This is a genomic window from Duganella hordei, assembly GCF_040369125.1.
Taxonomy (GTDB): domain Bacteria; phylum Pseudomonadota; class Gammaproteobacteria; order Burkholderiales; family Burkholderiaceae_D; genus Rugamonas; species Rugamonas hordei.
Genome location: NZ_BPWI01000014.1, coordinates 22,206 through 39,394 on the forward strand (window position 1 = coordinate 22,206; position 17,189 = coordinate 39,394).

Sequence of the window (17,189 nt, forward strand, 5' to 3'; positions counted from 1 at the left end):
TCGTGTCTTCAGTATCCCCGTTCATCGTCATCATCCCGGCCCGCCTGGCCTCGACCCGCCTGCCGAACAAGCCGCTGGCCGACCTGGGCGGCAAGCCCATGGTGGTGCGCGTGGCCGAGCGCGCGCGGCAGGCCGGCGCGGCCCGCATCATCGTCGCCACCGACCACGAAGACATCCGCGCCGCCTGCGAGCAGCACGGCGTCGAAGTCTGCATGACCCGTTCCGACCATCCATCCGGCACCGACCGCATCGCCGAGGTGGCGCGCGCGCTGAACCTGGCGGCCGACGCGGTCGTCGTCAACCTGCAGGGCGACGAGCCGCTGATCGACCCGGCGCTGCTGCAGGCGGCCGCGTCGCGCATCAACGCCGGCGTGCCGATGTCCACCTGCGCCCATCCGCTGCACGACGCCGCCGACGCCTTCAACCCCAACGTGGTCAAGGTGGTGCTGGACAAGGCGGGGCGGGCGCTTTATTTTTCGCGCGCGACCATACCCTGGAACCGCGACGCCTTTGCGCAGTCCAAAGACACACTGCCTGCCGCTTACGTGCCGCTCCGTCACATCGGACTGTACGCCTACCGCAACGACTTCCTGCAAGCCTACCCGGCGCTGGAAGTGTCGCCGCTGGAATCGATCGAAGCGCTGGAGCAGTTGCGCGTGCTGTGGCACGGCTATCCCATCGCGGTCCATGTGACCGATACGGCCCCCGCGGCCGGAGTGGATACACCGGAAGACCTCGTTCGCGTACGGCAATTCTATTGATTTGCATCAAAAGGCGCGTCAGCCAGTAGTCAGTTACGGCTGATATAACGAAAACAACAGTGCGGTATTCATACGGAATATCTCTCTGGGCCCGGATTTCGCCAGCTAAGAACGGTACAAACCGTCATAAATTGGCGTTGAGACAAAGTTTTGTGGTAAGTTTCGTACGATCCGATACCAACTAACCCACCCAATATCTGTTTTTTAGGAATTTTTCATGCGTCTTATTCTTTTAGGAGCACCAGGTGCCGGCAAGGGCACCCAGGCTAATTTCATCAAAGAAAAATATAACATCCCGCAAATCTCCACCGGCGACATGCTGCGTGCTGCAATCAAGGCGGGTACGGAGTTGGGCATGGCCGCCAAGAAGGTGATGGACGAGGGCGGTTTGGTATCGGACGACATCATCATCGGCCTGGTCAAGGATCGCCTGACCCAGCCGGACTGCGCCAACGGCTACCTGTTCGACGGCTTCCCGCGTACCGTCGCCCAGGCCGACGCGATGAAGGACGGCGGCGTCAAGGTCGACTACGTGCTGGAAATCGCCGTGCCGGACGAATCGATCATCGAGCGCATGGATGGCCGCCGCTGCCACCCGGGTTCGGGCCGCGTCTACCATATCAAGTTCAATCCGCCCAAGGTCGACGGCAAGGACGACATCACCGGCGAAGACCTGGTGCAGCGTCCCGACGACAAGGCGGAAACCGTCAAGAAACGCCTGGACGTCTACCACAACCAGACCGAGGTGCTGCTGGGTTACTACAATAGCTGGGCACAATCGGGCCAGCCTGGCGCGCCGAAATACCGCCGCATTGAGGGCGTCGGCCCCGTGGAGCAAATTCGCGACAGCGCGTTTGCAGCGCTGGCGGAATAAGCGGTAAAGTAGAGCGGACCGAGTGTCCGCTTTTTTTGCGCCCAAAATCGGCTGGATGCCATCCCGTTTTATGAAGTTTTGCAGTTCGCAGGTTTAGTTGGCTGCGCTTGCCTACCCGGCGGGCGTTGGTTTTCTGAAGTGTGGTTTGTAGGCTCGATTAATAAAAACAAGGGGACACTATGGCAGCTAGTCTTTGGTTAGCAGTTGCGTGCGGCGTTATCGCCGTGGTTTATGGTTTGTGGTCCAGAAGCTGGATACTCAGTCAGGACGCGGGCAATCCGCGCATGCAGGAAATCGCGCTGGCCATCCAGCAGGGCGCCGCCGCCTACCTGGCGCGCCAGTATCGCACCATCGCCATCGTCGGCGTGGTGCTGCTCATACTCATTGCAGTTTTACTCGACATCCATACCGCGATCGGCTTCCTGATCGGCGCGGTGTTGTCCGGCGCCTGCGGTTTCATCGGCATGAACGTCTCGGTGCGCGCCAACGTGCGCACCGCGCAGGCGGCCACCAAGGGCATGAACGAGGCGCTCAACGTCGCCTTCAAGGGCGGCGCGATCACCGGCATGCTGGTGGTCGGCCTGGGCCTGCTGGGCGTGGTGCTGTTCTATATGTTCCTGACCATGGTGGCCTCGACCGCCGTGCCCAATCCGAACATGACGCCGCACGACGTCATCAAGCCGCTGATCGGCCTGGCCTTCGGCGCATCGCTGATTTCGATCTTCGCCCGACTGGGCGGGGGCATCTTCACCAAGGGCGCGGACGTCGGCGCGGATCTGGTGGGCAAGGTGGAGGCGGGCATCCCGGAGGATGATCCGCGCAACCCGGCGGTGATCGCCGATAACGTGGGCGACAACGTCGGTGATTGCGCCGGCATGGCGGCCGACCTGTTTGAGACCTACGTCGTGACGCTGATCGCGACCATGCTGCTGGGCGCCTTGCTGATCACGTCGGCGCCGACGTCGGCCATCGTCTATCCGCTGCTGCTGGGCGCTGTGTCCATCATCGCCTCCATCATCGGCTGCTCGATGGTCAAGGCCAAGCCGGGCAAGAAAATCATGTCGGCGCTGTACACCGGCCTGTGGTGGGCGGCCGGCTTGTCGCTGGTCGGCTTTGCCGTCGTCACCTGGCAGATCTGGCCTGACGAAGCCATGCGCATGAAGATGATGGGCTGCACCGTGGTCGGCATCGTGCTGACCGGCCTGATGGTCTACATCACCGAGTACTACACCGGCACCGATTTCCATCCGGTGCGCCATATCGCCGAAGCGTCGACCACCGGCCACGGCACCAACATCATCGCCGGCCTGGGCGTGTCGATGAAGTCGACCGCCTATCCGGTGCTGGCGGTGTGCGCGGCGATCCTGGTGTCCTACCAGCTGGGCCAGTTGTACGGGGTGGCGATCGCCGCGACCTCCATGCTGTCGATGGCGGGCATCGTCGTGGCGCTGGACGCCTACGGACCAATCACCGACAACGCCGGCGGCATCGCCGAAATGGCCGGCATGCCGGAATCGGTGCGCGCGATCACCGATCCGCTGGACGCGGTGGGCAACACCACCAAGGCCGTCACCAAGGGCTATGCGATCGGTTCGGCCGGCCTGGCCGCGCTGGTGCTGTTCGCCGACTACACGCACGCGCTGGAGTCGCGCGGGCAGAGCATCACCTTCGACCTGTCGAACCCGATGGTGATCGTCGGCCTGATCATCGGCGGCCTGATTCCCTACCTGTTCGGCGCGATGGCGATGGAGGCCGTGGGCCGCGCCGCCGGCGCCGTGGTGGTGGAGGTGCGGCGCCAGTTCCGCGACATCAAGGGCATCATGGAAGGCACGGCCAAGCCGGAATACGACAAGGCGGTCGACATGCTGACCGCGTCGGCGATCAAGGAAATGATCATCCCGTCGCTGCTGCCGGTGGTGGTGCCGATCGTGGTCGGCATGCTGCTGGGCGCGGCCGCGCTGGGCGGCATGCTGATGGGGACCATCGTCACCGGCCTGTTCGTGGCGATCTCGATGACCACCGGCGGCGGCGCCTGGGACAACGCCAAGAAGTACATCGAGGACGGCCACTTCGGCGGCAAGGGTTCCGACGCGCACAAGGCGGCGGTCACCGGCGACACCGTCGGCGATCCGTACAAGGACACGGCCGGTCCGGCGGTCAATCCGCTGATCAAGATCATCAACATCGTCGCGCTGCTGCTGGTGCCGCTGCTGCCGGCGTCGGGCTGGCTGGCGGTAACGGTGCCGGCACCGGTCGCCGCGCACACGGCGATGCCGCCGCCGGCGATGATGATGGCCCCCGGGGCCGGCATGATGGCGCCGGCCGATGCTCCGCCTCCGCCACCGCCGGCGACGGAAGCGCAGCCGGTGCCTGCCAAGTAAGCGTTACGAATTGTTTCAGTGGCTTCCCTCCTGTGCCACACCTGCTAATAATGGAAGGTGTAGCACTACGCGAGGGAATGCCATGAACATGTTGAAACCGGCGCTGACGCTGGCGTTTCTGCTGGGTGCGCTGCTCAGCCCTGACGCGTGGGCGCAGCATGGCCATGGGGGCGGCGGCCATGGCCATTTCCAGGGCGGCGGTCATAATCATTTCCACGGCGGACCAGGCGGCCACGGCTACTATCACGGGCGCGGCCATGGTTACGTACGCGGCGGCATCATTGTCGGCGCGCCGCTGTACTGGCCGCGTTACGGCTACCTCGATCCCTACTATTACTACACGCCGGGCTACTATGTCGGCGCGCCGTGGTATCTGCCGCCCGGCGACGCGGCCGTGTACGCCGGGCCCGGCACGCGGAGGCTGTACTACTGCGACAATCCCAGAGGCTACTATCCCAATGTGGACGCCTGTCTGGTGCCATGGCGCGTGGTGATCGGCACCGTGGTACCGCCGCCATGACGCCGCGCACCGCGCTGCTGATGTTGTCGCTGGCGCTGCCCGGCGCAATGCCGACGCTGGCGGCCGCCCAGTCGCCGGCGCCTGCAGCCGCCAAGCCGGCGTCCGAGTTGCGTGACTACGCCAGCCTGCCGGTCTGCAAGCTCAGCGCGGACGGCAAGCATCTGGCGGTGGAGCCGTGCCGCACCGCGCCGGCGCGGGTGCCGATGCCGCGCCGTCCGGTGCCGCAGATCATCCAGCGCATGCCGGTCGTCAAGCAGGCGCCGCAAGTGGCGATGCCGGCCATGTCGCCATCGCCGTCGCTGCAAACCCTGCTCAATCCGCCCAACGCCCCGCAAGCGGTGAACGGCTGCGGCCCCACCGGCTGCAACGACGCCAGCGGCACCCACCTCAACCAGGCCGGCCCCGGCACCGTAATCATGCCCTCCGGCAAAACCTGCAGCCGCAACGGCGCCGTAGTGCAGTGCTAGTAGGCGCCGAACGCTCGATCCAGCGCCAGCTGTATTTCGGCTTGCTGGGACTTCGCGGAACCGACCTTGGATTTTAATTCGCGCAAAGGAATGGCGCCGAGTTGCGGCGTATCGAGAATGCAGGAGGTTCCGTTCACGTCGATCAAGGGAAACAGATCCGCGGGCAGGTTGGTCAGACTAAAGTAAGTGGATGCCCGGAGCGGTATGACGATCCGGCTGGCCAGGCCGCTGATGACGTTGCTCTGGACATCGATAAGGAAAGGAATGCTTTTTAGATTCTTGCCTGGATTGGCATAGATGTCAAAGCGAGCCATCCTAAAAAGCCCGCCATTCCTGCAACGCCACGCCTTCAGCTTCGATAACTTCGTTATACGCTGTGATGAAAGCGGCGTGCTCTGCATTCCATCGTAATTCCTTTTGCGCTGCAATTTCCTCGCGCAGTTTTTGCTCGCAGAGTTGGGAAATATTGATGCCAAGCGCCTTCGCATCACGGTACACATCCATGGCGAGGGTAATGTTGGTGGCTTTTTTTGCGGGAAGCTTGAGAGGTGGACTGTCCATATGAGCTCCTATGCGCATCAATTGGAAGATGGATCATGCGCATTATACGCTTGCACAGGTTTTCCTCATCGCCGTCGAAAAATTCGCTACAATTGCGATGTGACGTTTACGTAAACGTCAAACACCAACAAGACAGGGGACGGGCATGCAAATTCAGGACAATGTATTCATCATCACCGGCGGTGCTTCGGGCCTGGGCGCCGCCACGGCGCGCATGATCGCGGAGCAGGGCGGCAAGGTCGTGCTGGCCGATGTGCAGGTCGAGCCGGGCCAGGCGCTGGCCGCCGAACTCAAGGGCGTGTTCGTCAAGTGCGACGTCACCTCGGAAGCGGACGGCAAGGCCGTCATCGACGCAGCCGCGGCGCTGGGCACGCTGCGCGGCCTGGTCAATTGCGCCGGCGTGGCGCCGGCCGTCAAGACCGTCGGCAAGGAAGGCCCGCACCCGCTGGACGTATTCCAGCGCACCATCAACATCAACCTGGTCGGCACCTTCAACATGGCCCGCCTGGCCGCCGATGCCATGAGCAAGACCGCCGCCACCGACAGCGGCGAACGCGGCGTCATCATCAATACCGCCTCCGTCGCAGCCTACGACGGCCAGATCGGCCAGGCCGCCTATGCCGCCTCGAAAGCCGCCGTGGTCGGCCTGACCTTGCCGATGGCGCGCGACCTGTCGCGCAATGCCATCCGCGTGATGACCATCGCCCCCGGCATCTTCGAAACCCCGATGTTGATGGGCATGCCGACCGAAGTGCGCGACGCGCTGGGCGCCATGGTGCCGTTCCCGCCGCGCCTCGGCAAGCCGTCCGAATACGCACAGCTGGCCCGCAGCATCATCGAGAACGCCATGCTGAACGGCGAATCGATCCGCCTCGACGGCGCCATCCGCATGCAGCCGAAGTAAAACTTACTGCACGATTTCGTGTACGATGCCAGAGTGATCGGGCGCGCGGCCCAGGCCGCGCGCCTTTTATTTTGGAGAGTCCATGATACGTTTGAAGACACTGGCTTTAAGCCTCGCATTGGTCATACCGCTGCTGGGCGCGCTGCACATGCCGGCCCACGCACAACGCACCACCGCCGACGCGGCGCCCGAAATCGCCACCGGCTACACGGCCAAAGCCGGCAAGTCCTCGCAAAAATTCATGGTGGCGGCGGCCAATCCGCTGGCCACGCAAGCCGGTTATCAAATGCTCAAGCAGGGCGGCGCTGCGATCGACGCCGCCATCGCCACCCAGCTGGTGCTGACCCTGGTCGAGCCGCAATCGTCCGGCATCGGCGGCGGCTCCTTCCTGCTGTACTCCGACGGCAAACACGTGCAATCCTACGACGGCCGCGAAACCGCGCCCGCCTCGGCGGACGAACACCTGTTCCAGGACAAGGACGGCAAGGCCGTCTCGCGCGAGATCGGCGTCATCGGCGGCCGCTCGGTCGGCGCGCCCGGCGTGCTGCGCATGCTGGAACTGGCGCACAAGGAGCACGGCAAGCTGCCGTGGAAGGCCCTGTTCGCGCCCGCCATCAAGCTGGCGGAGGATGGCTTCAACGTCAGCCCGCGCCTGAACGCGCTGCTGTCGTGGGATAAATACCTGGCCCGCGACCCGGTCGCCCGCGCCTACTTCTTCGACCAGGACGGCAAGCCGCGTCCGGTAGGCTACCTGCTGAAAAATCCCGAGCTGGCGCGCACGCTGCGCGAAATCGCCGACGGCGGCGCCGACGCCTTCTACAAGGGCCGCATCGCCAACGACATCGCGGCCAAGGTGGCGTCGCATCCGACCAATCCGGGCAAGCTGACCGCCGCCGACATCGCCGGTTACCAGGCCAAGGAGCGCGCGCCGGTCTGCAGCGACTACAAGGCCTGGACCGTGTGCGGCGCGCCGCCGCCGTCGTCCGGCGGCATCGCCATCGCGCAGATGCTGGGCATCCTCGAAGTGAAGGACATCAGCCCGTACAAGCCAGTCAACGGCCAGCTGACGGCCGAAGGCATCCACCTGTTCACTGAAGCGGGCCGCCTGGCCTACGCGGACCGCAACCGCTATCTCGCCGACACCGACTTCGTGCCGCTGCCGGGCAAGGGCATCGCCGCCATGCTGGACAAGGGCTACCTGGCGCAGCGCGCGGCGCTGATCGGCGAAAAATCGATGGGCGTGGCCAAATACGGCACGCCGGCCACGATGCAGGTGGCCTGGGGCGCCGACACCGCGATCGACAAGCCATCCACCTCGCACCTGGTGGCGGTGGATGCCTTCGGCGGCGGCCTGTCGATGACCACCTCGGTGGAAGACGCCTTCGGCGCGCGCCAGATGGTCGACGGCTTCATGCTCAACAACCAGCTGACCGACTTCTCCTTCGATTCGCAGGATGAAAACGGCCCGATCGCCAACCGCGTGCAGGCCGGCAAGCGTCCGCGCAGCGCGATGTCGCCGACGCTGGTGTTCGACAAGGGCACGCACAAGCTGGTGCTGGCCACCGGTTCGCCGGGCGGCTCGGCCATCATCAACTACGTGGCCAAAGTGCTGGTCGGCACGCTGGACTGGCAGTTGAATGTCCAGCAGGCCATCAGCCTGCCCAACCTCGGCAGCCGCAACGGCCCGACCGAACTGGAGGCGGGACGCGTCAGCCCGGCCGTGATCGAGCAGCTGAAGGCGCGCGGCCACCAGGTGCGCGAATTCGAGCAGAACTCAGGCCTGCAGGGCATCCAGCGCCGCACCGTCAACGGCAAGGATGAGTGGTTCGGCGGCGCCGATCCGCGCCGCGAAGGCATCGTGCTGGGAGACTAAAATCCTCCCCAAATCCGGCAGACCCTGCTAATCTTGTCGAATGGGAATTCAAAAGAAAACAGGATTGATCCTGACGGGCGGTGGTGCCCGCGCCGCCTACCAGGTCGGCGTGCTGCAGGCAATCTCGGAAATACTGTGGGAAGCGGGCTGGCCGCCGGCGCGCAACCCCTTCGACATCATCTGCGGCACCTCGGCCGGCGCCATCAACGCCACCGCGCTGGCCTGCCGCGCCGACAACTTCGGCGAGGGCGTGCAGAAGCTGCTCGACGTGTGGCAGAACATCGAGGTTGAACAGGTCTACCGCGCCGATTCGCTGGGCGTGATCCGCTCCGGCGCGCGCTGGCTGTCCTTGCTGTCGTTCGGCTGGCTGCTGCGCAAGTGGCGCGCCGCGCCGCCCGCCTCGCTGCTGGACAATACGCCGCTGGTCGGCCTGCTGCACCGCATGCTCGACCTGCCGCGGCTGGACTCCGTGCTGTCCGAAGGCCTGCTGCACGCGCTGGCCGTCACCGCCTCGTCCTACACCGCCGGCAACCACCTGACCTTTTACCAGACCGCCGCCGACATCGTGCCGTGGATACGCATGCAGCGCGTGGCCCTGCAGGACCAGATCGGCGTCGAGCATCTGCTGGCGTCGTCGGCGATCCCGTTCATCTTCCCGGCCACGCCGCTGTACATGGGCGGCCACCGCGAATACTGCGGCGACGGTTCGATGCGCCAGCTGGCGCCGATCTCGCCGGCCATCCACCTCGGCGCGTCCAAGGTGCTGGTGGTGGGCGCCGGCCGCCTGACCGAGCCGGCCCGCAGCGCCGCCGAAAAGAGCGCGGCGCGCTATCCCAGCCTGGCGCAGATCGCCGGCCACGCGATGTCGTCGATCTTCCTCGACAGCCTGGCCGTCGACATCGAGCGGCTGGAGCGGGTCAACAAGACCTTGTCGATGCTGCCGCCGGAGCTGCTGGAGAAAACCCCGCTCAAGCCGGTGCAGCTGCTGGTGATCGCGCCGTCCGAGCGGCTCGACGATATCGCCAGCCGCCACATCGCCAGCCTGCCGGCGCCGATACGCACCATGCTGTCCGGGATAGGAGCCACCGAAACGCGCGGCGCCGCACTCGCTTCGTACCTGCTGTTCGAATCGACATATACTTGCGAGTTGATCCGGCTCGGACAGCGCGACACGCAGGCGCGCAAGGACGATGTGCTGGCCTTCTTCGAATCCTGAATTCGGCGTCTTATCTGATTAACGGGGCTCCCTTGCTGTTTTTAGTTCGTCTCTGTAGCCGCTTGCTGCTGCCGGTCCTGCTGTTGTGGGGCCTGGGCATGGCCGCCGCATGGGCCGGCGCGCCGCCGCGCACGCTGCGCTTCGAGCAGCTCAGCGTCGAGCACGGACTGGCGCAGGAATCGGTGCTGGCCATCGCGCAGGACAAGCAAGGTTTCATCTGGCTAGGCACCCAGGCCGGCCTGACCCGCTTCGACGGCTACCGCACCGTCACCTACAAGAGCGCCATCTCCGATCCGCGCAGCCTGGGCGACAACTGGATACGCGTGCTGCACCTCGACCCTGCCGGCCAGCTGTGGGTGGGCACGGACGGCGGCCTGGATCGCTACGACGCGGCCAGCAAGACCTTCACCCACTTCCTGCCGCACGAATCGGCGCAACGCGGCAACGGCAACCGCCACCTGCGCGCGATCGCCGACGATGGCTTGGGCGGCCTGTGGCTGGCCAGCGCCGACGGCCTGCATCACTTCGACCCGGCCACCGCGCGCTTCACCAGCTGGCACCACGATCCGGCCGATGCCGGCAGCCTGGCCAACGACCAGGTCAACGCGCTGGCGCGCGACGCCGCCGGGCGGCTGTGGGTGGGCACCGCAACCGGACTCGATATGCTGGCGCCGGGCGCTTCGCGCTTCCAGCACTACGCGATAGACGCCGGCGGCGACAGCAAGTTCAACGCGGTGCTGGCGCTGCAGGTCGACAGCGCGCAAACGCTGTGGATCGGCACATTGGGCGGACTGGAACAATGGCGCCTGCTGGGCAGCGAGCCGCAGCGCCGCCGCCTCGGCCTGCGCGAAGGACTGAAGCCGGACGTCAGCATCACCACGCTGTACGTGGACGCGGAAACCAATGTCTGGGTCGGCACGCAGGCCGATGGCCTGTTCCGCTGGCTGCCGCCGGAGAACCGGCTGGTGCAGTACCGCCACCAGTTCAGCGACAACCACAGCGTGGCCGACAATCAGATCTCGGCGCTGTTCCGCGACCGCGTCGGCACGTTCTGGGTCGGCACCTGGAACGACGGCGCCAGCCGGGTGGACATGGGCAGCGGCGGCTTCGCCCGCATCGTGCGCCAGCCAGACACGCCGAACTCGCTGTCGGACAACAAGGTGCGCGCCATCGTCGCCGAAGCGCGCGGCCAGCTGTGGCTGGGCAGCAGCGGCGGCCTGAATCTGTACGACCCGGTCAGCGGCGAGGGCAAGGTGTGGCGCCACGATCCGCTGCGCGCGAACAGCCTGAGCGACGACCAGGTGACATCGCTGTGGCGCGAGAAGAACGGCAATATGTGGATAGGCGGGCGCGCCGGCATCAACCACCTGAACGTCGCCACCGGCAAGATCAGCTCGCTGTCCTTCGTGCGCGGCGACCCGGCCAGCGACACCATCCGCAACATCGTCGGCGACCGTAGCGGCGTGCTGTGGATCGCCTCGCGCGGCGGCCTGCACCGGCTCGATCCGGCGACGATGGACGTGCGCACCTTCCGCCACGATCCGTCCGACAGCGCCAGCCTGTCCGACAACGTGGTGCGGCCGATACTGGAAGACCGTCGTGGCCAGCTATGGATAGGCACCTTCAACGGCCTCGATCTGCTGGACCGCAAGACCGGCAAGTTCCGCCACTTCCGGCGCGACCCTGCCGATCCGTTCAGCCTCAGTCACGACGAGGTGCACTACCTGTACGAGGACGGCCGCGGCACGATCTGGGTCGGCACGGCGGCGGGCCTGAACAAGATGGAGGTGGCGGCCGACGGCGCCATCCGCTTCCGCCGCTACCTGCGCAAGGACGGCATCGCCGACGACGCCATCGCCTCGATCCTGCCGGATGATGCCGGCAACCTTTGGCTGAGCACCAACAGCGGCCTGTCGCGCCTGAACACGCAAACGGGCCTGGTGCGCAACTACAGCGGCGCCGACGGCACCATCGAAGGCGCCTACTTCGACGGCGCCGCGCTGCGCACGCCGGACGGCACGCTGTACTTCGGCGGCTTCAACGGCATCACCGCGTTCTCGCCGTCGGAAGTGCGCGAGAACAGCGTGGCGCCGACGGTGGCCATCACCGATTTCCAGATCTTCAACAAGTCGCTCAAGCCGGGCCAGGGCGAGCATCCGGATGTGCTGAAGACGGCGATCGAGCACACCAGCGCGCTGACGCTGCCGGAATCCGACTCGGTGTTCTCGCTGGAGTTCGCGGCGCTGCACTACGCCGCGCCGCAGCGCAACCGCTTCGCCTACCAGTTGCAGGGCTTCGACGAGGACTGGGTGGTGACCGATTCCAGCAAGCGTTTCGCCACCTACACCAATCTCGATCCGGGCACGTACACCTTCCGCGTCAAGGCCGCCAACAAGGACGGCATCTGGAACGACAACGCGGCCACGCTGGAGATCACCATCGAGCCGCCGTTCTGGAAAACCTGGTGGTTCCGCGGCCTGCTTGGCCTGCTGGCGCTGGGCGCCGGCTATGTGGCGTACAAAGGGCGCGTGCGCAGCCTGCACCACCAGCAGCAGCGGCTGGAGCAGCTGGTCAGCTCGCGCACGGCGGAGATCGAGCAGAAGAACCTGTTGCTGCAGCAGCAGAAGCAGGAGCTGGAGCAGCGCCGGCTGGAAGCGGAAGCGCAACGCGCCGAGGCGGAGCAGCGCCGCGTCGACACCGAGCGGCAGAAACAGGAAGTCGAGCGGCAGAAGGAAAACGTCGAGCAGGCACACCGCAACATCTCGGTGCTCAGCGAGCTGGGACGCGAGATGAGCGCCACGCTGGACATGGAAACCACCATGCGCACGCTGTACCGCCACGTGCACCACCTGATGAACGCGCAGATCTTCGGCATCGGCTTCGTGCGCGAGGAGGACGGCGTGATCGACTTCCCGTTCGCGATCGAAGGCGGCGTGCGCACCTTGCCGTACCAGCGCCGGCTGGATGAACCGAACCAGCTGGCCGTGTGGTGCCTGGAGCAGCGCAAGCCCATCTTCATCAACGATTTCTTTGCCGAATACGGCAGCTACATGGACGATTCGGGCCTCGACAGCCTGGTGCCGTGCGTGCGCGAGGACGGCGTGCCGGTGGCCAAGGCGCATTCGATGATGTATGCGCCGCTGGTCGTCAGCGACAAGGTGGTCGGCCTGCTATGCGTGCAGAGCACCGAGAAGAACAGCTACCAGCAGGTGCACATGGACATGCTGCAGACGCTGGCTTCGCACGCCGCCGCCGGCCTGGAAAACGCCCGCGCCTACCAGCAGCTGGAAGAGGCGCTGCAGACGCTGCGCCAGACCCAGGAACGGCTGCTGCAGCAGGAGAAGCAGGTGCGGCTGCACACCGAGGAGCTGGCGCGGGCCAACCGCGCCTTGCAGGAGAACGACGAGCGCCTGCGCCTGGCCAAGCGCAAGGCGGAAGACGCCACCCGCCAGAAGTCCGAGTTCCTGGCCAACATGAGCCACGAGATGCGCACGCCGCTGGCCGGCGTGATCGGCATGCTGAACTTCGCGCTGCGCGACGGCAAGCTGGCCGACAGCACGCGCGAGCAGATCCTGCGCGGCCAGGCCAATGCGCAGTCGCTGCTGTCGATCATCAACGATCTGCTGGACTTCTCGAAGATCGAGGCGGGCAAGCTGACCATCGAGAACATCGACTTTTCGCTGTCGGCGGCGGTGGAAAACGTGGTCAGCCTGTTCGAAGAGCAGGCCGCCGCGCACAGCGTCGGTTTCAGCCTGGAGTTCGGCGACGGCCTGCCGCAGTTCGTCGTGGGCGACCCGACGCGGCTGCGCCAGGTGCTGGTCAACCTGGTCGGCAACGCCTTCAAGTTCACCGACCATGGTTCGGTGAACATGCGCGTCGAGCGCGTGCCGCAGGAGGACGACGAGCGCGCGCGCGCCGGCTACAAGGGCGCGCTGAACCGCATCCGCTTCACGGTGGCCGATACCGGCATCGGCATCGACGCGAACGCCATTCCGCGCCTGTTCCAGCAGTTCGAGCAGGCCGACGCCTCCACCACGCGCCGCTACGGCGGCACCGGCCTGGGACTGGCGATCTGCCGCCAGCTGGTCGAGCTGATGGGCGGTTCGATCAACGCCGTCAGCGCGCCGGGGCAGGGCAGCACGTTCTCGTTCGAGCTGCCGCTGGCGAACGGCGTTTCGCCGCCGATGGTGCCGCACGTGCCGCGCGAGCCGCACAGCCATCAGCTGAAGGTGCTGTGCGCGGAAGACTTCCCGACCAACCAGATCATCATCCGCATGATGCTGGAAGACCTGGGCCACAAGGTCGACATCGCGGCCAACGGCGCGCTGGCGGTGCGGGCCTGCGCCCTGACCCGCTACGACCTGATCCTGATGGACGGCCGCATGCCTGAAATGGACGGCGCCAGCGCCACCCGCATGATACGCTCCGGCGGTACGGAGGACGCGCCGGTGCGCGACCAGGAACTGATGATCATCGCGCTGACCGCCAACGCCAGCGAGGAAGACCGCAGCCGCTACCTGGCGTCCGGCATGGACGATTTCCTGACCAAGCCGATCGACGAGGACAAGCTGCACTTCCAGCTCAGCCGCGCGATCGAACGCCAGCTGCAGCGCGGCCTCCAGCTGCCGCGCATGGAACCGCGCCACAATCCGGCGGCCGGCACGCCGGAGCTCGACGCGCTGTTCGGCGTGGCGCCGGCGGCGCTGGAGCCGGCACGGCTGGCGCAGCACAGCGGCGGCAGCGATTTGAAAGGCCGGCTGCGCAGCGCCTTCAACCAGGACGCGCCGCTGCGGCTGGCGGATCTGGAACTGGCGCTGGAGCGGGGCGACGGCGAAGTCGCCAGCCGTCTGTTGCACGGCATGAAGGGGAGCGCAGGATATCTGGAAGAGCAGGAATTGCAGGCGCTGTGCGGCGAGCTGGAACTGGAGGCCGACCACGGCAATTGGCAACGCATCGCCGAGGCCATGCCGCAGCTGCGTCAGCTGCTGTTGCGCGCGGCGGCAACTAGCACGCACTAAGGTTTCAAAATGAGCGCGGCCCGCACAAATCCTTGCCTGTCCAGGACGTAGATCGCTGTTTATAATGTAATATCGAGACAAAGTGCCGTACCGAAGTCAGACCAAGCAGGCGTTATAAAGGCACAGGGAGTCACATGAAAGTTCTGGTAGTGGATGACGATGTCGTCTCACGGATGGTGTTGATGCATTTGATCGATAGCTGTGGCAAGTTCGATATCGTGGAGGCCGAAGATGGCGCCGACGCCTGGGAGCAGTTGGAGCAGGGCTTGCGTCCCGCTATCTGCTTCTGCGACCTGCGCATGCCGCGTCTGTCCGGCATGGAATTGCTGCAGCGCGTCAAAAACCATCCGGAGATCAACACCATGCCGTTCGTGCTGGTGACCTCCGCCACCGACAAGGACACGATGCAGGAGGCGACCCAGCTGGGCGCCGCCGGCTACATCGTCAAGCCGTTCCAGGCCGAGCAGGTGCGGGTGCACCTGGTGAATTTCCTGGACCAGGCGGCCAGCGGCTACGAGCACGTGGCCGAGGAGCCCGCCACCACCATGCGGCGCCTGGGCATCAACGCCGAGCGGCTGCTGGTTTACCTGAACGGATTCCAGAACCAGCTGACCGCCGCCAGCGGCGACCTGGAGGCGATGCTGGGCAAAGGCCAGCAGCAGGAGGCGCAGGTGCGCATCGACCGCCTGCATGCGGGCTGCGTCACGCTGGGCCTGGACGGCGCCGCCACCGGCCTGAAAAGCTTCGCACCAGGCCATTTGTCGAACGAGGCGGTGCAGGCGGTCCTGGCCGACGTGGTGCGCGCGGTGATCCACCAGTCCGGCCTGGCGCGGCAGGGCGCGACGCTCTGATCGCGCGCTGTTTGCGCTTTGTCTACTCATTGACTACCGCATCGCACTTGAAGTCGAGATAGTTTAGGTTTAAAGTATCTGCTGCGTGAGCAGCGGGTATCGACGACTTTCAACTTCAGAGCGACCATGAACCGACCGACAGCGAGTGCCTACACCGACCATTTCGCGCGCGAGCATTTGCCGCCACAGGAGCTGTGGCCCGAGCTGCGCTTCGATTTGCCCGAGCTTCAATACCCGCCGCGCCTGAACTGCGTGCCGCAGCTGTTCGACGGCGCCCTGGCCGCCGGCGCCGGCGAGCGTATCGCCATTCGCGGTGCCGATGTGGAATGGACCTACACCGAGCTGCTGGAGCGGATAGACCGCATCGCCCACGTGCTGCGCGGCCCCATGGGCCTGGAGGCGGGCAACCGGGTGTTGCTGCGCGGCGCCAACAATCCGATGATGGCGGCCTGCATACTGGCGGTGCTGAAGGCCGGCTGCATCGCCGTGCCGACCATGCCGCTGCTGCGCGCGCGTGAGCTGGGCGCCATCGCCGGCAAGGCCGCGGTCAACGCGGTGTTGTGCGCCGACGGCTTGCGCGGCGAGATGGAGGCGGCCGATTTGCCACCCGGCGCACGGGAAAAGACCTTGTGGTTCGGTTGCACCGATGCCGATGCAGCCGGTTCGCTGGAGGCATCGATGGCGGCGCAGCCGTCCCGTTACGAGGCGGTCGATACGGCGGCGGACGATGTCTGCCTGATCAGCTTCACCTCGGGTACCACCGGCGTGCCGAAAGGGACCATGCATTTCCATCGCGACGTCATGGCGATCTGCGACTGCTTCCCGCGCTCGGTGCTGGCGTCGCAGCGCAGCGACGTTTTCATCGGCACGCCGCCGCTGGCCTTTACCTTCGGCCTCGGCGGCCTGCTGCTGTTCCCGCTGCGGGTGGGCGCGACAGCGGTGCTGCTGGAAAAACTGACGCCGGAAACGCTGCTGCAGGCGATCGAAAAACACCGTGCCACGGTATGCTTCACGGCGCCGACGTTTTACCGGCAGATGGCGCCGCTGGCCGGCAAGTACGACCTGGCCAGCCTGCGCAAGACCGTGTCCGCCGGCGAGGCGCTGCCGCTGGCCACGCGCGAGAGCTGGCGCCAGGCCACGGGACTGGTGATGATAGACGGCATAGGCGCGACCGAGCTGCTGCATATTTTTATTTCGGCGGCGGGCGAGCAGGTGCGGCCCGGCGCGACCGGCAAGCCGGTGCCGGGCTACCAGGCCTGCATCCTCGATCACGACGGCCGGCCGGTGGGACCGGGCGTGATAGGGCGGCTGGCGGTGAAAGGCCCGACCGGCTGCCGCTACCTGGCGGACGAACGCCAGAACGACTATGTGCTCGACGGCTGGAACCTGACCGGCGACGCCTACGAGATGGACGCCGACGGTTATTTTTACTATCGCTCGCGCACCGACGACATGATCATCTCGGCCGGCTACAACATCGCCGGCCCGGAAGTGGAGGATGCGCTGCTGCGCCACCCGGCGGTGGCCGAATGCGGCGTGATCGGCAGGCCGGACGAGGAGCGCGGGCAGATCGTCGAGGCGCACGTGGTGCTGAAACCGGACTACGCGGCGTCGCCGGAGCTGGCGGCGCAGTTGCAGGAGTTCGTCAAGGGACAGATCGCGCCGTACAAGTACCCGCGTTCGGTGCGCTTCCTGGCGGCGTTGCCGCGCACCGAAACCGGCAAGCTGCAGCGCTTCAAGCTGCGGAATGAATGAAGAGAACC

The 17,189-nt window shown here is 65.8% G+C and carries 13 protein-coding genes; 11 read left to right on the forward strand and 2 right to left on the reverse strand.

Features of this window, described 5'->3' with window-relative positions; translation table 11 throughout:
- Window positions 1-2 precede the first annotated feature (2 nt).
- The 5 genes from kdsB (at window position 3) to ABWW33_RS25195 (ending at window position 5,003) form a co-directional block, all read left to right on the forward strand.
- Window positions 3-761 (forward strand): 3-deoxy-manno-octulosonate cytidylyltransferase, encoded by a 759-nt coding sequence (kdsB, locus tag ABWW33_RS25175; RefSeq protein WP_353404219.1) that lies wholly within the window; start codon window positions 3-5, stop codon window positions 759-761.
- 217 nt (window positions 762-978) lie between these two features.
- The gene (adk, locus tag ABWW33_RS25180; RefSeq protein ID WP_176655122.1) at window positions 979-1,635 is read left to right on the forward strand and encodes an adenylate kinase; all 657 of its coding nucleotides are present in this window, start codon (window positions 979-981) and stop codon (window positions 1,633-1,635) included.
- A gap of 179 nt (window positions 1,636-1,814) precedes the next feature.
- Window positions 1,815-4,016, forward strand: coding sequence for a sodium-translocating pyrophosphatase (locus ABWW33_RS25185; RefSeq protein WP_353404220.1), 2,202 nt, complete (start codon window positions 1,815-1,817; stop codon window positions 4,014-4,016).
- 82 nt (window positions 4,017-4,098) lie between these two features.
- On the forward strand, window positions 4,099-4,536 hold the full coding sequence (locus ABWW33_RS25190; RefSeq protein WP_353404221.1) for a hypothetical protein: 438 nt from the start codon (window positions 4,099-4,101) through the stop codon (window positions 4,534-4,536).
- On the forward strand, window positions 4,533-5,003 hold the full coding sequence (locus ABWW33_RS25195) for a hypothetical protein (protein WP_353404222.1): 471 nt from the start codon (window positions 4,533-4,535) through the stop codon (window positions 5,001-5,003). Before ABWW33_RS25190 ends, ABWW33_RS25195 begins: the two co-directional genes overlap by 4 nt.
- Here the strand turns inward: ABWW33_RS25195 and ABWW33_RS25200 are convergent.
- Window positions 5,000-5,317, reverse strand: a complete 318-nt coding sequence (locus tag ABWW33_RS25200) for a CcdB family protein (protein ID WP_353404223.1) — start codon at window positions 5,315-5,317, stop codon at window positions 5,000-5,002. The two genes, ABWW33_RS25195 and ABWW33_RS25200, sit on opposite strands and share 4 nt — an antisense overlap.
- Window position 5,318: 1 nt before the next feature.
- Window positions 5,319-5,564, reverse strand: coding sequence for a type II toxin-antitoxin system CcdA family antitoxin (locus tag ABWW33_RS25205; RefSeq protein ID WP_353404224.1), 246 nt, complete (start codon window positions 5,562-5,564; stop codon window positions 5,319-5,321).
- A 145-nt stretch (window positions 5,565-5,709) separates the two neighbouring features.
- Here ABWW33_RS25205 and ABWW33_RS25210 point away from each other — a divergent pair, with 145 nt between their 5' ends.
- The 6 genes from ABWW33_RS25210 (at window position 5,710) to ABWW33_RS25235 (ending at window position 17,181) form a co-directional block, all read left to right on the forward strand.
- On the forward strand, window positions 5,710-6,468 hold the full coding sequence (locus tag ABWW33_RS25210) for an SDR family NAD(P)-dependent oxidoreductase (RefSeq protein WP_353404225.1): 759 nt from the start codon (window positions 5,710-5,712) through the stop codon (window positions 6,466-6,468).
- An 82-nt stretch (window positions 6,469-6,550) separates the two neighbouring features.
- Window positions 6,551-8,341 carry a gamma-glutamyltransferase gene (ggt, locus tag ABWW33_RS25215; RefSeq protein ID WP_353404226.1) on the forward strand — a complete coding sequence of 597 codons (1,791 nt, stop codon included), beginning with the start codon at window positions 6,551-6,553 and terminating at the stop codon, window positions 8,339-8,341.
- 40 nt (window positions 8,342-8,381) lie between these two features.
- On the forward strand, window positions 8,382-9,557 hold the full coding sequence (locus tag ABWW33_RS25220; RefSeq protein WP_176655128.1) for a patatin-like phospholipase family protein: 1,176 nt from the start codon (window positions 8,382-8,384) through the stop codon (window positions 9,555-9,557).
- 98 nt (window positions 9,558-9,655) lie between these two features.
- Window positions 9,656-14,575, forward strand: coding sequence for a two-component regulator propeller domain-containing protein (locus ABWW33_RS25225; protein ID WP_353404320.1), 4,920 nt, complete (start codon window positions 9,656-9,658; stop codon window positions 14,573-14,575).
- Window positions 14,576-14,709: 134 nt separating this feature from the next.
- Complete coding sequence (locus ABWW33_RS25230) at window positions 14,710-15,426, forward strand: response regulator (RefSeq protein ID WP_176655129.1); 717 nt, start codon at window positions 14,710-14,712, stop codon at window positions 15,424-15,426.
- A 126-nt stretch (window positions 15,427-15,552) separates the two neighbouring features.
- Window positions 15,553-17,181: an AMP-binding protein gene (locus ABWW33_RS25235; protein ID WP_353404227.1), complete on the forward strand. Its 1,629-nt coding sequence runs from the start codon at window positions 15,553-15,555 to the stop codon at window positions 17,179-17,181.
- Window positions 17,182-17,189 lie beyond the last annotated feature (8 nt).

Bases quoted from the DNA above. Each gene is read 5' to 3' on its own strand.
- adk (WP_176655122.1), top strand. From the start codon at position 979: ATGCGTCTTATTCTTTTAGGAGCACCAGGTGCCGGCAAGGGCACCCAG.
- ABWW33_RS25185 (WP_353404220.1), top strand. From the start codon at position 1,815: ATGGCAGCTAGTCTTTGGTTAGCAGTTGCGTGCGGCGTTATCGCCGTG.
- ABWW33_RS25190 (WP_353404221.1), top strand. From the start codon at position 4,099: ATGAACATGTTGAAACCGGCGCTGACGCTGGCGTTTCTGCTGGGTGCG.
- ABWW33_RS25195 (WP_353404222.1), top strand. From the start codon at position 4,533: ATGACGCCGCGCACCGCGCTGCTGATGTTGTCGCTGGCGCTGCCCGGC.
- ABWW33_RS25200 (WP_353404223.1), bottom strand. From the start codon at position 5,317: ATGGCTCGCTTTGACATCTATGCCAATCCAGGCAAGAATCTAAAAAGC.
- ABWW33_RS25205 (WP_353404224.1), bottom strand. From the start codon at position 5,564: ATGGACAGTCCACCTCTCAAGCTTCCCGCAAAAAAAGCCACCAACATT.
- ABWW33_RS25210 (WP_353404225.1), top strand. From the start codon at position 5,710: ATGCAAATTCAGGACAATGTATTCATCATCACCGGCGGTGCTTCGGGC.
- ggt (WP_353404226.1), top strand. From the start codon at position 6,551: ATGATACGTTTGAAGACACTGGCTTTAAGCCTCGCATTGGTCATACCG.
- ABWW33_RS25220 (WP_176655128.1), top strand. From the start codon at position 8,382: ATGGGAATTCAAAAGAAAACAGGATTGATCCTGACGGGCGGTGGTGCC.
- ABWW33_RS25225 (WP_353404320.1), top strand. From the start codon at position 9,656: ATGGCCGCCGCATGGGCCGGCGCGCCGCCGCGCACGCTGCGCTTCGAG.
- ABWW33_RS25230 (WP_176655129.1), top strand. From the start codon at position 14,710: ATGAAAGTTCTGGTAGTGGATGACGATGTCGTCTCACGGATGGTGTTG.
- ABWW33_RS25235 (WP_353404227.1), top strand. From the start codon at position 15,553: ATGAACCGACCGACAGCGAGTGCCTACACCGACCATTTCGCGCGCGAG.